The organism is Campylobacter sp. 2352 PW, assembly GCF_024723575.1.
Classification (GTDB): Bacteria; Campylobacterota; Campylobacteria; order Campylobacterales; family Campylobacteraceae; genus Campylobacter_D.
Genome location: NZ_JANQCX010000002.1, coordinates 113,272 through 132,242 on the forward strand (window position 1 = coordinate 113,272; position 18,971 = coordinate 132,242).

The 18,971-nt window shown below is 30.6% G+C and carries 19 protein-coding genes; 6 read left to right on the top strand and 13 right to left on the bottom strand.

The genetic code is table 11. The annotated features are described in order from the left end of the window. Positions 1-22 precede the first annotated feature (22 nt). From CAMP5121_RS01765 to CAMP5121_RS01775, 3 genes are read left to right on the top strand one after another with little or no spacing between them, the layout of a single operon-like run. The gene (locus tag CAMP5121_RS01765; protein ID WP_263678887.1) at positions 23-772 is read left to right on the top strand and encodes a flagellin; all 750 of its coding nucleotides are present in this window, start codon (positions 23-25) and stop codon (positions 770-772) included. A gap of 38 nt (positions 773-810) precedes the next feature. Beyond that, positions 811-1,686: a tRNA 5-methoxyuridine(34)/uridine 5-oxyacetic acid(34) synthase CmoB gene (gene cmoB / locus CAMP5121_RS01770; RefSeq protein ID WP_337214635.1), complete on the top strand. Its 876-nt coding sequence runs from the start codon at positions 811-813 to the stop codon at positions 1,684-1,686. 2 nt (positions 1,687-1,688) lie between these two features. After that, positions 1,689-2,252 (top strand): hypothetical protein, encoded by a 564-nt coding sequence (locus CAMP5121_RS01775; protein ID WP_263663982.1) that lies wholly within the window; start codon positions 1,689-1,691, stop codon positions 2,250-2,252. Here CAMP5121_RS01775 and CAMP5121_RS01780 read toward each other — a convergent pair. Then, the gene (locus tag CAMP5121_RS01780; RefSeq protein ID WP_039668212.1) at positions 2,232-2,417 is read right to left on the bottom strand and encodes a hypothetical protein; all 186 of its coding nucleotides are present in this window, start codon (positions 2,415-2,417) and stop codon (positions 2,232-2,234) included. The two genes, CAMP5121_RS01775 and CAMP5121_RS01780, sit on opposite strands and share 21 nt — an antisense overlap. 8 nt (positions 2,418-2,425) lie before the next feature. Beyond that, a complete protein-coding gene (locus tag CAMP5121_RS01785) occupies positions 2,426-2,950 on the bottom strand; it encodes a thermonuclease family protein (protein ID WP_263663983.1) in 525 nt (174 codons plus the stop codon). A gap of 53 nt (positions 2,951-3,003) precedes the next feature. Here CAMP5121_RS01785 and CAMP5121_RS01790 point away from each other — a divergent pair, with 53 nt between their 5' ends. After that, positions 3,004-4,272, top strand: coding sequence for a M20/M25/M40 family metallo-hydrolase (locus CAMP5121_RS01790; protein ID WP_337214636.1), 1,269 nt, complete (start codon positions 3,004-3,006; stop codon positions 4,270-4,272). 132 nt (positions 4,273-4,404) lie between these two features. Beyond that, a complete protein-coding gene (locus CAMP5121_RS01795) occupies positions 4,405-5,799 on the top strand; it encodes an anaerobic C4-dicarboxylate transporter (RefSeq protein ID WP_263673966.1) in 1,395 nt (464 codons plus the stop codon). A gap of 28 nt (positions 5,800-5,827) precedes the next feature. On the opposite strand, the gene CAMP5121_RS01800 is transcribed toward CAMP5121_RS01795, so the two are convergent. The 8 genes from CAMP5121_RS01800 to CAMP5121_RS01835 all read right to left on the bottom strand — a co-directional run bounded on the left by CAMP5121_RS01800 (position 5,828) and on the right by CAMP5121_RS01835 (position 16,099). After that, on the bottom strand, positions 5,828-7,678 hold the full coding sequence (locus CAMP5121_RS01800; RefSeq protein ID WP_337214637.1) for an aryl-sulfate sulfotransferase: 1,851 nt from the start codon (positions 7,676-7,678) through the stop codon (positions 5,828-5,830). Between the two features lie 43 nt (positions 7,679-7,721). Beyond that, positions 7,722-8,366, bottom strand: coding sequence for a thiol:disulfide interchange protein DsbA/DsbL (locus CAMP5121_RS01805; RefSeq protein ID WP_263678880.1), 645 nt, complete (start codon positions 8,364-8,366; stop codon positions 7,722-7,724). A 55-nt stretch (positions 8,367-8,421) separates the two neighbouring features. Next, positions 8,422-10,821: a DUF3726 domain-containing protein gene (locus tag CAMP5121_RS01810; protein ID WP_337214638.1), complete on the bottom strand. Its 2,400-nt coding sequence runs from the start codon at positions 10,819-10,821 to the stop codon at positions 8,422-8,424. Positions 10,822-10,839: 18 nt separating this feature from the next. Further along, positions 10,840-12,366, bottom strand: coding sequence for a BCCT family transporter (locus CAMP5121_RS01815; RefSeq protein ID WP_214126123.1), 1,527 nt, complete (start codon positions 12,364-12,366; stop codon positions 10,840-10,842). A gap of 9 nt (positions 12,367-12,375) precedes the next feature. Further along, entirely contained in the window at positions 12,376-13,368 is a 993-nt protein-coding gene (locus CAMP5121_RS01820) for a membrane dipeptidase (RefSeq protein WP_337214639.1), read from the bottom strand. Positions 13,369-13,394: 26 nt separating this feature from the next. Then, the gene (locus CAMP5121_RS01825; RefSeq protein WP_337214640.1) at positions 13,395-14,840 is read right to left on the bottom strand and encodes an aldehyde dehydrogenase family protein; all 1,446 of its coding nucleotides are present in this window, start codon (positions 14,838-14,840) and stop codon (positions 13,395-13,397) included. Between the two features lie 18 nt (positions 14,841-14,858). Further along, positions 14,859-15,242 carry a RidA family protein gene (locus CAMP5121_RS01830; RefSeq protein WP_337214641.1) on the bottom strand — a complete coding sequence of 128 codons (384 nt, stop codon included), beginning with the start codon at positions 15,240-15,242 and terminating at the stop codon, positions 14,859-14,861. A 227-nt stretch (positions 15,243-15,469) separates the two neighbouring features. Next, positions 15,470-16,099 (bottom strand): GntR family transcriptional regulator, encoded by a 630-nt coding sequence (locus CAMP5121_RS01835; protein WP_337214642.1) that lies wholly within the window; start codon positions 16,097-16,099, stop codon positions 15,470-15,472. Between the two features lie 147 nt (positions 16,100-16,246). On the opposite strand from CAMP5121_RS01835, the gene CAMP5121_RS01840 reads away from it, so the two are divergent. Beyond that, the gene (locus tag CAMP5121_RS01840; RefSeq protein WP_337214643.1) at positions 16,247-16,627 is read left to right on the top strand and encodes a YbgC/FadM family acyl-CoA thioesterase; all 381 of its coding nucleotides are present in this window, start codon (positions 16,247-16,249) and stop codon (positions 16,625-16,627) included. On the opposite strand, the gene CAMP5121_RS01845 is transcribed toward CAMP5121_RS01840, so the two are convergent. From CAMP5121_RS01845 to CAMP5121_RS01855, 3 genes are read right to left on the bottom strand one after another with little or no spacing between them, the layout of a single operon-like run. Beyond that, positions 16,605-17,822: a hypothetical protein gene (locus CAMP5121_RS01845; protein ID WP_337214644.1), complete on the bottom strand. Its 1,218-nt coding sequence runs from the start codon at positions 17,820-17,822 to the stop codon at positions 16,605-16,607. The two genes, CAMP5121_RS01840 and CAMP5121_RS01845, sit on opposite strands and share 23 nt — an antisense overlap. Then, positions 17,819-18,430, bottom strand: a complete 612-nt coding sequence (locus tag CAMP5121_RS01850; protein WP_337214645.1) for a uracil-DNA glycosylase family protein — start codon at positions 18,428-18,430, stop codon at positions 17,819-17,821. The genes CAMP5121_RS01845 and CAMP5121_RS01850 overlap by 4 nt, the downstream gene beginning before the upstream one ends. Next, complete coding sequence (locus CAMP5121_RS01855; RefSeq protein WP_153801293.1) at positions 18,430-18,903, bottom strand: GNAT family N-acetyltransferase; 474 nt, start codon at positions 18,901-18,903, stop codon at positions 18,430-18,432. The genes CAMP5121_RS01850 and CAMP5121_RS01855 overlap by 1 nt, the downstream gene beginning before the upstream one ends. Positions 18,904-18,971: the final 68 nt, after the last annotated feature.

Genomic DNA, 18,971 nt, shown 5'->3' on the forward strand with positions numbered 1-18,971 from the left:
AAGTCTTTAAAAGGAGTCAAAGATGAAAATAGGCGATATAGGGACAACTCAACAAAACCATTACTTAAATCAAGCGCAAAAAAGCCAAGAAAAAGCTTTAGAAAATATAGCCGCAATGCGTGCTATAGATGGGAGTGATGGGGCAAATTTAGCCATAGCTGATTCTTTAAGAAGTCAGTATAGCACCATAGATCAAGGTATTTTAAATGCTTATGATTCAGTAGGTGTTTTACAAATTGCTGATTCGACATTAAATAATATCTCAGCTACTGCAGATAGACTTAACGAACTTTCAGTACGCTCAAATAGTGCTGCATTAAATGATAGACAAAAAAGCATGCTAAATGCTGAAGCAAATAAGCTCATCAGCTCGATCAATGATGCATTTTCAAACGCGACTTTTAATGGAAAAAATGTTTTCCAAAGTATGGATTTTGTTGTTGGATCTGGGGTTGAAAGTATCAATTTAAATCAACCAAGCACGGCAAACTTAAGCCTTGAAAACCAAGATGGAATTCGCGATTTTCAAGATCAAGTAGGTTCTTTACGCGCAGATATTGGTGCTGGGATCAATGCTATCCATTCTAATATCAACTCATCTTTGCAAACTAGCATTAACACTAAAGAAGCTGAAAGCAAATTGCAAAATAATGACTTAGCGCAAAATATTAATGATTTTAATGCAAATTACCTAAAAGAAAATGCGTTTTTGTTTGCAAATGCTCACTCAAATGTAATGCTACAAACTAAACTAGCAAGCCTACTTCAATAATAAAAACTCCCAAATAAGGGAGTTTTTTAAGGAAAAATATGCAAGATAATGCTTTATTAAAGCAAGTTTTAAAATATCCTTTATATGAAAAAATTCAAAAACTTAGTACAAAAGTTAAAAACTCAAATTATCTAATAAACGAAAGTTTTGATATTTTTTGCGATAAAAGTTTAGATAATGAGATTAAAGACATTGCCTTAGAATTAAAACCTTGGCGCAAAGGACCTTTTAAAATCAATGATTTGTTCATAGATACAGAGTGGCAAAGTTTTATTAAATTTAACATATTAAAGCCTTATATGCAAGAAATCAAAGGCAAAGTGGTTGCAGATATTGGTTGTAATAATGGTTATTATATGTTTAAAATGCTTGAATTTAATCCTTCAAAACTCATAGGTTTTGATCCTTCTATTAAGTATTATTTGCAATTTTTACTTTTAAACTCTATTGCAAAAACTCCTATACAATATGAGCTTTTAGGTGTGGCTGATGTACCAAATTATGGCATAAAATTTGATGTAATTTTTTGTCTTGGCGTAATTTATCATCGCAGTGATCCTATAGCCATGCTAAAACAACTCAAGCAATCTTTAAATAAAGATGGCGTAGTCTTTTTAGATACTATGTATATAGAAGATGAAAGAGAAATTGCACTTATCCCTCAAAAAACTTATTCAAAAATACCAAATATTTTTTTCATTCCGTCGATATTGGGTTTAAGAAATTGGTGTTATAGAGCTGGATTTAGTGAATTTGAAGTTATAGCAACCAAACAAACTGATTTTGAAGAACAAAGAAAAACACAATGGATTGATTCTTATTCTTTAGATCAATTTTTAGACGAAAATGACTCAAATTTAACTTGTGAAGGCTATGAAGCACCAAAAAGAGTTTATGTTAAATTAAAGGTGTAAAAATGGCAAGAACAGTAAGTGCTGTTACTATAGAAGAGCTAATAGACCCTGAAGAATTAAATCGCATTAAATCAGAACTTATCACTTGTCCAGGGATAAATAATGCTTTAGCAGGAAGTATTTCTCATATAGAAAAAAACTTTGCTAAAGGTATCTTAATCACAACCCATGATATGGCAGTAGATGAGCTAGGATTAGTGCATAGTGGTTTTGTATTTAATGCGGCAAATTATATAGCTCAAGCTGCAATCAATAAAGAATTTAGCGTCTTAATAGGCTCAAGAAGCTTTTTTTATGCGCCTTTAAAAGTTGGAGATGTTTTAAATCTTGAAGCAAGCGCTCTATTTAGCGATGATTCAAGAAAAAGAGAGGTTAAAGTAGTTGGCTTTGTAAATGATATTAAAATTTTCGATGCATCTTTTCAAGTAATCACCACAGATGATCATATATTTAAATTAAAACAAAGTCAAAGCACAAGCTCTAGCAGTCAAAACCAACAAGAAACCTCCAAGCAAGATGCTACTCCAGAGGAATTAAATGCTGTTTTAAAAGGAATCGGGGGTTAAAGGTAAATCCACCCAATTCTTTGGGCATTCTTTATGGTAAGTCCCGCTTGCATCATAATATTCTTTACAATCATCATAAAAGCGGTTTGAAATTCCTCTTTCATTTACAAAACAACCACCAAAAAATAATGCTAAAAATCCAATGAAAAATATTTTTTTAAACATCTCTTTTCCTATTTTAATCTTATTTGTTTACGCCATTTGTAAGGCTCTATAGGATTTTCATCTACCCATAAGCCTTTTTTATTTTCTTTGGCATAATTTTGCTCATTTACATATAAATCACTATAATGTTCATAAGCCCAAGCAAAACCATTTTTAACCATAACTTGATTGATATCTTTATCATTTAAATACACAATGGCTAAAATTCTACCATATTTATCCTCATCTTTTACATTCAAAACCACTTCTTTATTCAAGACAATTGCATTTAAAAATTGCGCAGCCATCTTTCCATAAGCTTGATCACTTTCAGGTGCATCTATACCAAAAAGTCTAATTTTAAGTTTTTCATCTTCAAATTTAGCCTCAATAGTATCCCCATCTACTACACGACTTACTTTAGCATTAATGTATGAGCCACTATCATAATTTAAAATATAAGCAAAAGCAAATAAAAAAAGTGCAATTAAAAATTTCTTTGGATCTTTTAGTAAAGTTATTAGTAGTTTAATTTGCTTTTGAGAAATTTTCATTTAAACCTCATCTATATAAAAATATGCCATAATTACAACAAAAAGGAGATTTTATGCAAGAAATTATACAAAATTTTAAACAAATTACTCAAATACCTCATTGTAGTTTCCATACTGAAGAATTAAAAAATTTTCTTATTGATTTTGCCAAAAGTCAAAACTGCCAAGTAAACGTTGATAAAGCAGGTAATATCCATGCATATAAAGGAAAACCTAAAATTTGTTTACAAAGTCATTATGATATGGTTTGTATGGGAGAGGCTCCTAATATACAAATGTATGAAGAAAATGGATATTTAAAGGCTAAAAACTCGAGCTTGGGTGCAGATAATGGCATAGGAGTATCATTAATGATGCAAGCTTTAAAAGACTTTGAAAATATCGAATGTCTTTTTACTAATAATGAGGAAGTTGGCCTTTGTGGAGCAAATAATCTTACACATGCTTTGATTTCAAACAAACTATTAAATTTAGATCATGAGAGTGATGATGAAGTTGTTATAGGTTGTGCTGGCGGTGTGGATATTTTTGCTAGCTTAAACTTAGAAATAGACGAAAAAGAAGGTGAATGCTATGAAATAGAAGTAATTAATTTTAAAGGTGGGCATTCAGGGATTGATATTGTTAAAAATATTAAATCTTCTATTAAAGAAGCAAGTTATTTTATCACTCAAAACCAAGGTGAACTTTGCGAGTTTAACGCAGGTGAGAGAATCAACTCTATACCAAAACATGCTAAAATCATAGCATTTTTTAAAAATCCCCCAAAAGAAAATAATCATTTTAAAGTGAATTATATAGGTAAAATCAAAAGGACATATTATAAAAATTCTCAAATCATTTTAAATCTTATCAATGCTTTTGCACAAGGTATTAGAACTTTTAATCATCAATTAAATTTAGTCCAAACGAGTATCAACCTTTCGTTAGCTTATGAAAAAGAAGGTAAATTTCATTTTGAACTTTTTGCAAGATCGAATGATTTACAAGAACTTAAAAATATAGAATTTGAAACATTAACTTATTTTAAAATGCAAAATTGTGAAGTTTCAAGTGCAAATTTTTATCCACCTTGGGTCAACAAAGATACTAATTTTGGAGAAGAAATTCTAAGTTATTTTAAAAAGGAAAATCCAAACGCCAAGCTTTATACTATACATGCTGGTTTAGAATGTGGTATTATAAGTGAAAAACAACCGCTAGAATGTTGCTCCATAGGCCCAAATATTCATAGCCCTCACTCAACAGATGAAAAATGTGAAATAGCTTCTATTGAAAAAATCAGTAAAATTCTTTTTGCTATCTTAAAAAATTACCAATAAACAGAAAAAACCAATATTTTGACAAACAAATTCAAAATATTGGTAAATATTTATTTAAATAAGAAAAAATTTTATTTACTATTAATAAAACTTACACTATACTCTCGCATATTTTAAAAACAAGGAGAGAGTATGGAAATGCTAACCAGCCTTAGCGAAGGCACTCAATTTAGTATCCAACTAGCCGTAGTTCTCATTTGTCTTTTTTATGGGGCAAAAAAAGGTGGTATCGCTCTAGGTTTATTAGGCGGTATAGGTTTGTTAGTTTTAAGTTTTGGTTTTGCTGTAGCGCCTGGAAAACCTTCTATTGATGTTATGCTTACTATCTTAGCTGTTGTTGTTGCTAGTGCAACTTTACAAGCTAGTGGTGGCTTAGATGTAATGTTGCAAATTGCAGAAAGAGTTTTAAGAAAAAATCCTAAATTTTTAACTATCTTAGCTCCTTTTGTAACTTGCTTTTTAACTATACTTTGTGGAACCGGACATGTTGTTTATACTATGATGCCTATTATTTATGACATTGCTATTAAAAACGGCATACGCCCAGAAAGACCAATGGCTGCTTCTAGCATTTCTTCTCAACTTGGTATTATAGCAAGCCCTGTTTCAGTTGCTGTTGTAAGTTTAACTGCATTGCTTTTAAATCCAGAAATTAATAAACATCCTTTAGCAGGATTTGATGGCTATGTAGATTTACTTGCTATTACTATACCTTCTACTTTAGTGGGTGTTTTAGCTATAGGAATTTTTTCTTGGTTTAGAGGAAAAGATCTTGACAAAGATGAAGAATTTCAAGCTAGAATTAAAGATCCAGAGCAAAGAGAATACATCTATGGTGATAGCAAAACACTTCTTGGCCAACAACTTCCAACTATTCAATGGGTAGCTATGTGGATTTTCTTAGGTGCTATTGCAATAGTAGCTATACTTGGAGCCTTCCCAGAACTTAGACCACAATTTACCTCAAAAGGTGTTACTAAACCTATGAATATGGTTGCAACCATTCAAATGTTTATGCTTTTAGCAGGTGCAGCACTCATCATCTTTACCAAGCTTGATGCTAGTAAAATCGCAAAAAATGAAATTTTTAAATCAGGAATGATAGCTTTAGTAGCTGTTTTTGGAATTTCTTGGATGGCAGATACTATGTTTGCAGTTCACACTCCTATGATGAAAGAATCTTTAGGAAATATCGTTATAGAACACCCTTGGACTTATGCAGTTATGCTTTTATTAATTTCTAAATTTGTTAATTCTCAAGCAGCAGCGATTGCAGCTTTTGTGCCACTTGCATTAGGCATTGGTGTTGAGCCAGGTATTATCATTGCTTTTGCAGCAGCTTGTTATGGATATTATATTTTACCAACCTACCCAAGCGATCTTGCAACTATACAATTTGATAGATCAGGCACCACAAAAATAGGTAAATTCGTTATCAATCACAGCTTTATCTTGCCAGGTTTAATTGGTGTAATTGTTTCTTGTATAGTAGGTTATTTCTTAGCTTTAGGCGCAGGATATTTATAAAATTAAAGGGCTTATTTAAGCCCTTTTTTTATTTAAATGCTTTTTCTAAATCAATAGGTATAGCTTGATAACCAGTACTTGCTCCACTAAAGCGAATTTGCACTGAAGGCTCTTTAGCTCCCCATTTAAACTCATCTATTTCAGGTTTTGGCTCTCCTATAGCAACACCCTTGCTTAAATCAAAAGCCATACCAGCGCTAGCGCTATAAACCATAATTGAATTTTTATCTTTATAGTACTCAGCTAAAGAAGTAATAGGCGAAAACCATTTATTGCCTCTTTGTTTGCCATATTCCCAAATTTGTTCTACGGTTTTATTTTTTTGATCTATTTTATATACAACCGCTCTTGAATATTTCATCGAAGCAAAAGCAGGTTGTATTATAGCTCTTGCATCGCCATTGTCAAAAGCTGTAATGTAAATATATCTTTTATTAGATTTTTCATCTATTCTAAAAGCAGTGTGCTGTGTCCATGTAAAATCAAAGCCACCTTCCTTATTTTTATAACCAGGACATTTGCTATAATCATCTTCACAAATTATATTTTTGCCATTTTTATCAACAGGTTGTAAAAGTGCTTTTTTATATTTTTCTCCCCAGCCCTTATGTGCTCCTAATATCCATTTTACTTTTTTATCACGTCCTATTTTTATAATAGCGCTTTGATGACGACTTGAAATGATAATGCTATCATCGCTTGGATCATAATCTATGCTATTTACATGAGCCCAGTTACGCCCTACTCCAGTGCCTGCTATATCCCCAAAAATTTCACTCGTATCCATTTTGGCTAATTCTTCATTGCTTAGAGTTTTACCCGCTTTTGAAACATCTACATTTAAACAAACCGCACCTTGATCTAAAACTTTGATAATATTAGCTCTATATGGATCCAAAATTTCAAAAAGCCTCCACTCATCTACTACATTACCATTTTTATCAACTTCTACTATCACATCACGCACCGAGCGCACATTTTTACCATCAGGACGCTTAACATTAGCCAAAGCCACTCTTAAAAGATAATTACCATTTGGCATTTGGCTCATAGAATGAGAAAAATCTATATAAGAAGAAGGTAAAAGGCGGTTAAAAATTTCTCTACCCATTAAATCATATTTTACGTATCTTTGACCAAACCCAAAGCTTAACGCCCCATCTGAGTTTTGTCTGAAGCCCATCATAATACCACGATTATAAATATTGTTTTTATCCATTAGCTTATCATTATCTAAATACCAACGAATTTCACCCTTTGTATCGACAATGAAGGCATTAGAAGCCTCATCCCATTCTAAAGCACCACCACTTGGATTATTCCATATAGCTTGAGAGCTTTTTGCGCTGTATTTTCCTGGAGTATTATTTACTAGATATAATCTATCTTCAAATTCTTTATCTACTTTAAGTACTTCCACTTTTTCAAAAGGCACACCTCTTTGTATAAGACTTCCGCTTGGCTCTATATTTACCCCGCCTGTTGCTATTTTATATACCTCATCTATTACTTTTTCACTTTTTCCAAAAGCACTTTTAGTATAGCTTACTTTTACTGTGTTTAAATACGATGGATAAAGTCCAAAAATAGGAATTCCTCCATAAGTTTTAATTTTATTAGAACTTACCTTATAAGATATAGTTTGTCCATTTGGCTTTGGAACTATAGTCACACTCACATCACTTAACTCATATCCTCCATCTACAATCACAGCACTAAGCGGGGATAAACCATAAGGATTGAGCTTTATAGCTCCAATTTTTCCTTGCACTTGATAGTCTATCTTAGCTCCGCTTACTCCACCTACAGCTAAAGCTAAATTTGGCACTAAAACCATGCTAGCTAGCAAGCTTAAGCTGATGATTTTTTTAATTTTCATGCTTATCCTTTATAAGATCAATAACACCTTTAAAATAAAGGCATTATTTAACTGAAAGTTCTTTAACTATACGGATTAGTTCTTCTAAAGAAGTAATGTATTCAGGATTGATTTGATATTTACCATTTACTACAAAAGCAGGTGTGCCGTAATTTCTTGAAATTTCATTAGCCACATCATAAGCAGCTAAAAGCTCTTTGGCTTCTTTGGTTTGTAAAAATTTTTGCAATTCTTCTTTGCTAGAACCGATAGCATTTAAACCTATTTTATAAAACAAATCAAGATTATTTAAATTTAACTTTTGCTCAAAATGACCTATAAAATACACATCAGCAAGCTTATAGGTAAGACTTTTTTCGCTAGTAACATCTAAACCTAAGGATTTTTCTTTAAAAGAAGCTAAAGCAAACATCTCATTTAAAGCCCCACCATACTCACTCATAGAACTTACTGAAAAAAGATCATATTTTAAACTTGGCAAAACCTCTTTAACCTTTGCTAAAGTGTGAAATTGATGATGAGTGTAACAATGAATACAACGATAAGAAAATACCTCTATTAGAGAATTTTGTGCATTTGGGATAGGTGTTTTTAAAGCAATATACTCTTTACCCTCACTTAACGCATTTGCATTTATAGCAAAACTGAGCGTACAACAAACAATCAAAAAAATATTTTTTAAATTCAATTTTAACTCCTATATCATGATATTGCAATATAATTATATTGCAATATCATAAACATCAGGATTCAACCACACCTCCAGCATCTTTTCTTGATTGCTCACTAGATTGAACCATAATTCCTTTTGTATATTTCAACAGTTCCTCCCATTCTTTCTTTTGTAGCAAGATGCCTTTTTGAACACTCTCTTCGTAATTTTTTTCAATAATATCATGAGAAATACTTACATTCTCATCATTTCTGATTAAAGGATTTTTAGAAATTTCAATATAAAGCGCTCTTTCATCTAAATCACAAGGTATATTTTTCATTAAAATATCTGGAAAATCTTCATTATTTTTTATAAAGTATTCCACATACTGAGATTGCTTTATGTCATACCAATAAGCTTTAACATATAAATTTTTATTTGATAATCTTTTTAACTGAGAATACACAAAACACCTATTATAACATTTTGAAATTTTTATATTTAAAGAATTATATTGATTTAAAAAATCAAGTGCATACGCAATAATAATTTGAATATGACATAATATGCTATGATGATTAAGATCAACACTTAAATACTCATTTGTAATGTTTAATGTTATATCTAAATTGTCGCTTTTCAAATAAGGCGCAGCTTTAAGAAAATTTGACAATCCATTTAATCCAGCCATTTGCATGTCAATAACCATAGATGCAATTAAATCAGCTTCTCCAAGATTTAATTTTAATCCATTATAAGCTTTAATACAAGCAGCTTTAAGTTCGTTTTTGGAAACATAAACATTATTATTAGATAAATCACAAACACTATGCTTATTTTTTAGCAATAATGGAAACATCCACTCATTAGCATGAATTTCATCCATTAAAGGTGCATTCTGAAACAGTGTCACTTGAACCCATCTATCTGATCTTGGATCATACTTTGTTGCACCAAACATAGACAATTTAGCTCTTAAAAGATGCATAGGCAAAAAGTCTTTTGCTAAAACATTAGCCCTTATATCACCCATTACACAATTTCCCATAGTCCAAACTCTTCTAGCTATAGATGTAAAACAAGGGTTTTCTAGTAAAAATTTACTTATATGTAAATAATCATCCTGATTTTTTAAAGCATTGTAAAATTTAACCACTTGCCTAGCAATATCTAAAGGTTGTTCTAGTTCATCTCCATTATCAATACCTCTTACTCCAAGCCTAGGCTCTTCTTTTTCTTCAGATATATACCAAAACCAATAATTATTTTCAGGATTTTCAAAATTAATACCTAAAGCCCAATCATATTTTTTCTCTATTACATTTTTAATTTCAGAAATTTTAACACCAGTAAGTTCTAATGGAGTTTCATCGATTGTCATCATTTTATCGTGAATATCAACTAATTCAGGATACAGTTCTAATAAACACGAAAGTACGATTTCTTGTGCTTCCAAAGAATATTTTTTTGTATATTCTACAAATTCCTCAATAACCATAGAAGCATTTATTTTTGTTTTTATTTCTTTTACTATATAAGAAAGCTCACTTGAAGCTATTTTGTTTAAATTATCTTGCCTTGAATCTATTGTTGTTATTTCTTTAAGATGTAAACTTGCTCTTTTTAAATAATCAATCAATTCTTTAGCCTTACTCATATCAAGCTTTTGTTGCATAACTTTTGACAACGCTAATTCTCTTTGATAAAGCCAATTATCAACAACTTTTGGGTGTTTAATCAAATAAGGAGCCATACCAAGTCCAGTAGCATTTCCTACACCTAAATATCTTTGAATATCTCTATCAAGTTCTACAGCTTTATCTCCACCACGCTGTTTGGCTATATAATTTACCCAATCTAAACTAAATTGCCTTACAATATAAACAGCGCACATTTCAGCAGAAAATGACTGAGAAAAATCTCCATTTTTTTGCAGATTATCAAAATCAGAAATTCCAAATTTTCCACTTCCATATACAGCTGTGGTTCTTAATATATAACCAACTTTAGCTAGTTCATCTAAATCAGGTTGTTTTCCATTAGCTAAAGAATTAACAATATATTCAAAAATTCTTACACTTTTATTAGCCCTTGCTAAAACAAAAGCATTGTTAAAATTTCTACCAGCTTCTTGCAGTGGAACATTTTCTTTTAAAACAGTCAATAACCCACTATCAATCTCTCCATTTACAAAAGTAAAAGTAACATCCCACTTATTTGCTATAACCCTATCATTTCTTTCTTCATCTTTTATATAATTAGCAAATATAACAAGATGATATATTCCATGAGGTGTTCTAACTTGATATATTACATCACCAAATCCTTTATCATCTAAATCCCATAAAATATTTTTTAATACCCATTTTTCTTGAGCAATTTTCCTCATCAAAGTTCTAGTAAAACTAAGTCTAGATGAGTGCATAGAGCCTAGTCTTTCTAAAGACATGACTTCTTGTGGACTTCTTAATTTCGTATCATTTTTCATTTTGTCTCCTTTTTTGTATTAACGTAAATTTTGCTCATCTGCCATTTTAATTGCAATCTGTATAGAGTTCCATAAGGTTGGTAATAATATAAATGAAACAGGTACAGCAGTAATTACTATAAATGATTGTAAAGCCGAAATTCCTCCCTGTCCGATAGATATTAAAATAATTGCCAATACCCCCATTAAAATTCCCCAAAAAGCTCTAAGAAGTTTACTAGGTTCAGTGTTCCCACTAACAATAACACTCATAGTATAAGTCATGGAATCACCAGTTGTAATAATAAAAATAGCTGCCAATATCAAAAATAATGCTGAAATAAATGTTGATAAGGGTAGTGACTGTGTGATTGCTATTAATGCAGCAGGTATATTAAAACCTTTAAAAGCAGAGCTTATGCTGCCTGGATTTTCAATCTCAAAATATAATCCTGTTCCACCAACAATAGTAAACCAAAACATTGTAATAATTGGTGCGCAAATACTTACAGCTATAATAAGCTCTCTTAAAGTCCTACCTCTTGAAATTCTAGCAATAAAGATAGCCAATACTGGACCATATCCTAAAAACCACCCCCAAAAAAACAAAGTCCAAGATGCAAGCCAAACAGTATCTTCTCTATAAGTAGCCATAGGTATAAAATTTTGTATCAAAGTTCCAACACCTTGAACATAAACATCCAAAATAAATTTTGTAGGACCAAAAATAAAAATAAAAAACATCAAACCTACAGCTAAAATAACATTCCATTTACTAAGAATTTGAATGCCTTTTGCTAAACCCCTAAGCGAAGATATAGTATAAACTAAAATAGCCAAAATAATAATACTCATTTGAGTGATTATATTATCTGGTATTTGAAAAATCATATTTAGTGCATAAGAAATTTGTAAACCTAAAAATCCTATAGGTCCTATAGTACCAGCAGCAACAGCCACAATACAAAAAGCATCTATTAAAGAACCAATCCATCCGTGTATAACTTTATCACCAAAAATAGGATAAAGAATAGTTCTAGGTCTTAAAGGAAGGCCTTTTTCATAGTGTAAATACATTAGCACTATTGTGGTAATAGTTCCAGAAACAGCCCAAGATAAAAAACTCCAATGCATGTAAGATTGCGCTAGAGCTTCTGTGATTTTTTGAAAAATATTACTAGTATTTCCAAATACAGGAGATGGAGAAACAAAATGAGCTATAGGCTCTCCAGCAGCCCAAAAAACACCTCCGCCCGCAAGTAAAGTACACATAATAATAGATATCCATTGAAATGTACTCATTTCAGGATTTTTAATATTACCCAAAACTACGCCGCCTGTTCTTCCCCAACTAAGCCCGATCCCAATAATAAAAGTCAAAAGTAGTAAAATTTGCCAATAAGCACCAAAGTATTTTGCTGAGACATTAAAACCAAACTCAACGATCGCACTAAGTAACTTTGAATCAATTAAAGCTATTACAACAAATATCATCAAAAATCCACTACTACAAATTAAAGTCAACTTATCAATACGAGTATTGTTTTTAGGAGCACTGTTTAACATTTTAACTCCTTAGCAAGTTTGAGCTTTTAAGCCATCTTGTAAAAAATGAAGCCAATTAAGACCCATGATTTTTTTTACATCATTCTCAGAAAACCCATAATTAATTAATCCTTTATAGATATTATATAAGCCACTAGCATCATTAAACCAAGACGCATTTTTAGGCCATGTGGAATTAGTAGCACTACCTTCGCCATAATCTTTTATCTTAGACCATCTACCATTGCGCATCCATTCTAATACATCTAATGGTTGATTTAAACATAAATCACTTCCTATACCTATATGATCAACCCCTATCATATCTGCCAAATCAGCACTCATTTTACAAAAATCATCCAATGTACAATCGCTTCCATTTGGCAAATGAAAAGGATATAAAGACAAACCTATCAAACCTTTTCTCTTAGCTAAAGCTTTTATCACCTCATCGCTTTTATTTCGCAATCCATTGTGCGCAAATTTAGGATTAGCATGAGATATACATATAGGGCGAGACGATATGTCAATAGCTTCCAATGTTGATTTATCACTACTATGAGACATATCAACAATCATACCAACCCTATTCATTTCTTCAATCGCTTGTTTGCCAAAGCGAGTGATACCACTGTCGTTTTTTTCATAACAACCAGTAGCCAATAAGCTCTGATTATTATAAGTTAGCTGCATAATCAACAAACCAAGCTGTCTCATAACAGATATTAACCCTATTTCATCATCAATCAAAGAACAATTTTGTGCTCCAAAAAAAATCCCTACCTTATTTTGAGCTTTTGCTTTTAAAATATCTTCGCTTGAAAAAACAGGCAATATATATTCATTAAATTCTTCAAAAAATCTATGCCACTGGGCAAATCTAGTGAGTGTTTCTCTAGCATTTTCATGATATACTAAAGTAACATGCACAGCACTAACACCACTTGATTTTAAAAATTTAAAATATTCTTTATCCCATTTGCAATATTGCAAACCATCTATAATGATATCTTTCCCAAACATAACCACCTCCTTTTTGTAAACAACATTTAATAAGCTTTTACATAAGTTGTTTTTACAACTGTGTAAAATTCCTTCGCATAAGAACCTTGCTCTCTTGGACCAAAGCTAGATTCTTTTCTGCCTCCAAAAGGTACATGATAATCTGTTCCAGCTGTAGGAAGATTAATCATAACACAACCACTTTTTGCTTCTTTTTTAAATATGTTTGCATTTTTTAAACTCGATGTTACAATCCCTGAAGTCAATCCAAAACGAGTACCATTATTAAGTGCAACAGCTTCTTGTAAATCTTTTGCTTTAATCACACATGCTAATGGAGCAAAAATTTCTTCCTGATTAACATCCCAATCATTTTTAGTATTAATAAATAAAGCAGGAGACATATAGTAACCATTTTTATCAAGTGATAATTTTTCACCACCAAATACCAATTCCGCTCCAAGATCTTTAGCTCTTTGAACCCACTTGAAATTAGATTCAAATTGTTTGTTATCGGCTACTGGTCCCATAAAAATTCCATCATCTAAGCAATGGCCAACCTTTAATGTTTTCATTCTAGAAACCATTTTCTCAACAAAAGCATCATGAATACTTTCCATAACAATCAAACGAGAACTTGCTGTGCATTTTTGTCCAGTACCTGAAAAAGCTCCTGCAATAGCACACTCAACAGCAAGATCAAGATCTGCATCATCCATAATAACTAAGGCATTTTTACTACCCATTTCTAATTGACATTTAACAAAATTTGCAGCCGTAGCACGTGCTATTTTTCTACCAACATCAACAGATCCAGTAAAAGAAAGTGCATTGATATTTCTAGAATTAATAATAGTCTCACCAACTTCCCCACCACTACCTAAAACTAAATTAAATACACCGCTTGGCAATCCATGCTCATGAATAATCTCAGCCAAAGCTACAGCAGAAGCTGGAGTGGTATTAGCTGGTTTCCATACTATACTATTACCAAAACAAAGAGCAGGAGCTATTTTCCAAGAAGCTGTTGCGATAGGGAAATTCCAAGGAGAAATAATACCAACAACACCAACAGCCTCTCTTGTAATCTCAACATCAACACCACTTCTTACAGACGCTGCATTTTCTCCAATTTGTCTTAATACTTCAGCTGCATAATATTGAAAAAATTGACCCGATCTAAACGCTTCTCCTTTTCCTTCTATTTTTGTTTTTCCTTCTTCTAAGGATATAATTTTCCCAATCTCATCGCTTCTATTCATTAAAGATTCACCGATTTTATAAAGCAAATTTGCCTTTTCTTCTAAAGGAGTTTTTTCCCAAGAAACTTGAGCCTCTTTGGCAGCATCAATAGCTAGCTCTACTTGTTTTTTATCAGCCTGTGCTACATCCCCTAGATCATTATCAATATCAGATGGATTAATATTTTTTATAGTATTAACACCCTCTACCCATTGACCATTAATATATAAACCCTTAGTACAATCTAACATTTTATCTCCTTTATAATTTTAATTATGAGTTTGCGCATAAACTACAAATTCAACCAGCATTTCTTCTCTAGCCAAACCAGAAACAATAAATGCAGCTCTATTTGGATAAACTGTATTGAAATAGTTTGAATATACCGAATTTACAAATTTTAAATCTTCTCTTTTTGTAACATAAATTAAAATCTGTAACACATCATCTAATTTAGAACCAGCACATTCTAAAGTATGAATAAGATTTGAAAAAACTTGTTTGGTTTGCGCTTCTATACCACCAGTAACAACCTCTCCATTTTTATCAATAGGAATTTGTGCTGTATATAAAATATTATTTGATACAACCGCCCATTCTAATGGAGATTTTGAGGGGAATAATCTTGTTTTAACCGCTATTTTACTTGACATACAACTCCTTTTTGTATTGTTATATTTTCAAGTCTATAGGAAAAAAACTTAATAAATACTTAATGCCGACAATAAATATATTATATATTTTCTTACCTTGAAAAAACATGTAAATATGTGAATATTGGTAAATATATTTAAAAGATATCCCTATGATTAAAACATCAAATAAGTTAGTAAGGTAGTTTTAGTTGTAAAATTGAATATATACTTATTATATGATTATATCAAATCAAATATTGTTTAACAAAATTCTCAAAATAATCAATAATGTCATCAACATATTCCAAAGCTTTTTCTGTGTTTTTTTGACACACAGCTTTTAATATATTCTTGTGTTTTTCTTTTACAATATCATGTTGACTATTTTGAGCATAGCGATACCAAAATCTCCTTGAAATCCCTTGCACGTTTCTCAATTCTTCGTAAATAAAATAATTTTTAGAAGCTTTAGCTAATACATCTTGTCTTTTATCAAGCCATGATAAAAAATTTATTTCATCATAATTTTCAATTTCATTTAAAAGTTCATTTATAGCTTTTTTATCATCCTCAGTAAGTCTTTTTATAGCACATTCTATACAAAGTTTCAAAATAACTCTTCTTACTTCCAAAAGTTGCATTTGTAAAGAAGCATTCATTTGTGGAACCATTATTCCTGCTTTTGATATATTCACCAAATAACGTTTTGAAAGCAACAATAATGCTTCTCTTACAGGCGTACGTCCAACATCAAGCATATTTGCTATGCCCTGTTCTGTCAAAATACTACCAGGCTCTATTTCACAAAAAACTATTCTTCTTTCTAATTCATCATATACTTGTTCGGCTAAAGTTTTATTTTTCACTTTTTTCATGTAATTTCCAAATATAAAATAAAAATTATAGAATAATATCTAATTATTAATGTATTTAAGACAGAATATTAATGATTAAAATTCATATTTGATATTCAATTTACATTAAATATAATGTATCATAAAAAACAAAAAAAAGGATTTTAAATGCAAATACGAATTTATTATGAAGATACCGATGCAGGTGGAGTGGTATATCATAGCAATTACTTAAAATTTTGCGAAAGAGCAAGAAGTGAGATATTTTTTCAAAAAAACGCAAAAATTTTTGATAAAAACACAGGACATTTCCTACTTACTAAAGTAAATTGTAACTTTTTAAAACCAGCCAAACTTGGAGATCTTGTAGAAGTAAAAACATTTATCACAAAACTTAAAAAAGCTTCAGTTTGTATAAAACAAGAGATTTACAAAGATAGCACCAAGCTTTTTGAGGCTGATTTTACCCTAGCTTTTTTAAAAAATGAAAAAGTAGCCCCTATAGATGAGGCTATAGCTAAGGTTTTTACTGATTTTGCAAAGGAGTAAAACCTAAGCCTTGCGAGCGAATGATTTTAACCTTATAGTCAAATTGATTATCATTTAAACTCTCATCGAAAATTCTTTGAGAGTCTTTATCTAAAAACTGCGTATAAAAATAATCAAGCCCCACGCTAGTTGCATACGCTATCCAGTTGTAATTAATATTTTGCGAAAAAAGCTCATTAAGATAGCTTAGAGTTTGATCCTCATTAGAAATGGAATTTGCTAGTAAAAGTTTTTTTCTATCATTAATTTGCGTTAGGCTTAGCAAAATAGGATTATAATTAATCTGAGTTGATAATAGCACAAAAGGTTCTATATCATAAGTTCTTATTTGCGAGCTTATGAGTGCTGTTTTTATCAAAGAAGTATTTAAAATAATACTAGAATCTTGAAAACTTCTATTTTGATTTAAAATGCTTCTAAAATCAAATTTAGAACTATTAATAGTGTAAATTTTCTCGCTACCATTCCCTATGTTTAAAACATTTTCATCTAAGCGATTTGCCAAAGGTGTTCCATCTGAAAAAATGATATTTTTACCATTTGAATACTCTAAAAGTTTTTGAATTTGTTTTTGATAATCTATACTTCCAAAATATACATTTTCATTTTGCGTATCAAAATTTCTTTTGTGTGCAGTTGGTATGAAAACTTTTACATTAGAATCAAGGCTTTCTTTTGATAAATTTTTTACACCTTTATCTGTAAAACCTGCGATGATGTAATTAAATTTTTCTTCTTGAGCTTGTTTAAAAGCTTTAGTTATCTTGTTCTCATCTTCTGTGCCTATTAAAAACACCTTTACTTTTATTTGCGCTCTTTGTCTTAATAAATACGCTATGCTTGAGTTTATAATAGTATTAGAATAACTTTTAATCGTTTGCTCAGGTATAATAATAGCTAATTTTACGCTAGCATTTTTTTGAATTCTTTTTTCAAAATCTATGATGGAATTTAAAAGTTTAGTATAGATATTAACCAAGAGTTCATTTGCATTATCATTGTTAAATCTTGATAAGAAATTAAAATAAAGTCCTGTTTCTAGCAAAGTAAATAAACAATCATTATCACAATTTTGAAATTCTAAATTAGGATAAAAAGACTCACTAGGTTCTATGGGCGATGGTTTTTGCTCTTTCGCAAAAGCACTTAAAGTTAAAACAAAACTCATCATCAAACAAACTAAACTTTTTCTCATAAATAACCTTTTATTTTTTTAATATCTTCTATAAATTCAGCATAAAAGCTAGGATTTTTACTCAAAAAATTCAAATCATAACTTGGCAAAAGCAAAGCATTATTAAAACGCATACATTGCCCTTTGTATTTTTGAAAGTTCTCAAAACCCAAACTTGCAAAAGCTTCTTGACCAAGACATAAAATAATCTTTGCTTTTACAAAATCAAGCTCGTTATAAAAATACGGCAAGCATAATTTTAGCGCTTGATCATCTATTTTAAAATTACTAAAACATTTAAACATATAAGAAAAATATATCTCATCTTCTTTTAAATTTAAAAGCTCTTTGCATAATCTTAAAAACTCTTGTTTGTTTTTAGAAGCAAAAAACTTTCCACTTTCGTTTTCTTCTTTATCAATAAAAGCTTGATAAATCAGAATTTTAGCATTTTTGGCTTCTTTTTCTATTAAACTATACTTTCTTAATTTAGAAAAATGACAAAGATTGCAAGTTTTTACTCTTTCGTTTAATTCTTTAAAACTTAAGTTAAAATGTCTAATTTGCTTTTGTTCATCAAAGTATTCATAACCAAAAGCTTTTAGATAATACAAACTGCGTTTATTCATCACATCAATGCTTCTAAATTTTCACCCTCTAAACGATAAGTTCTCCACTCACTCATATGTCTTGCATTTAACTTGGTATAAAATTCAATCCCCAAATCATTATCATTTAAACAAACCCACTCTAAGCGTTTAAGATTTTTTTCTTTGCAAATTTGCGCTAGATATTTAAAAACAGCTCTAGCATAACCTTTTTTTCTATGCTTTGGTTGTATGTAAATATCTTCTAAGTACAACCCACCCAAGCCCCAAAAAGATGAAAAAGTAAAATAATACATCACATAGCCTATTATCTCACCATCAACCTTTAGGCTCAAAGCCTTAGCGTATTCATGTTTAAAGAATGATTCTTCAAGTTCTTTGCTTGTGCATTTTACATCTTCAAGCATATTTTCATGAATAGCAAGTTCTTTGAGTAATTCTAAAATTTTTTCCAAATCTTCTTTTTTACTCTCACAAATTTCAAAAGCCATTATTTTTCCTTAGTTTACAAAATAAAATCAAAATTTAGCAAAAAGTTTTAAAATAACTCTTAATTAAAAGC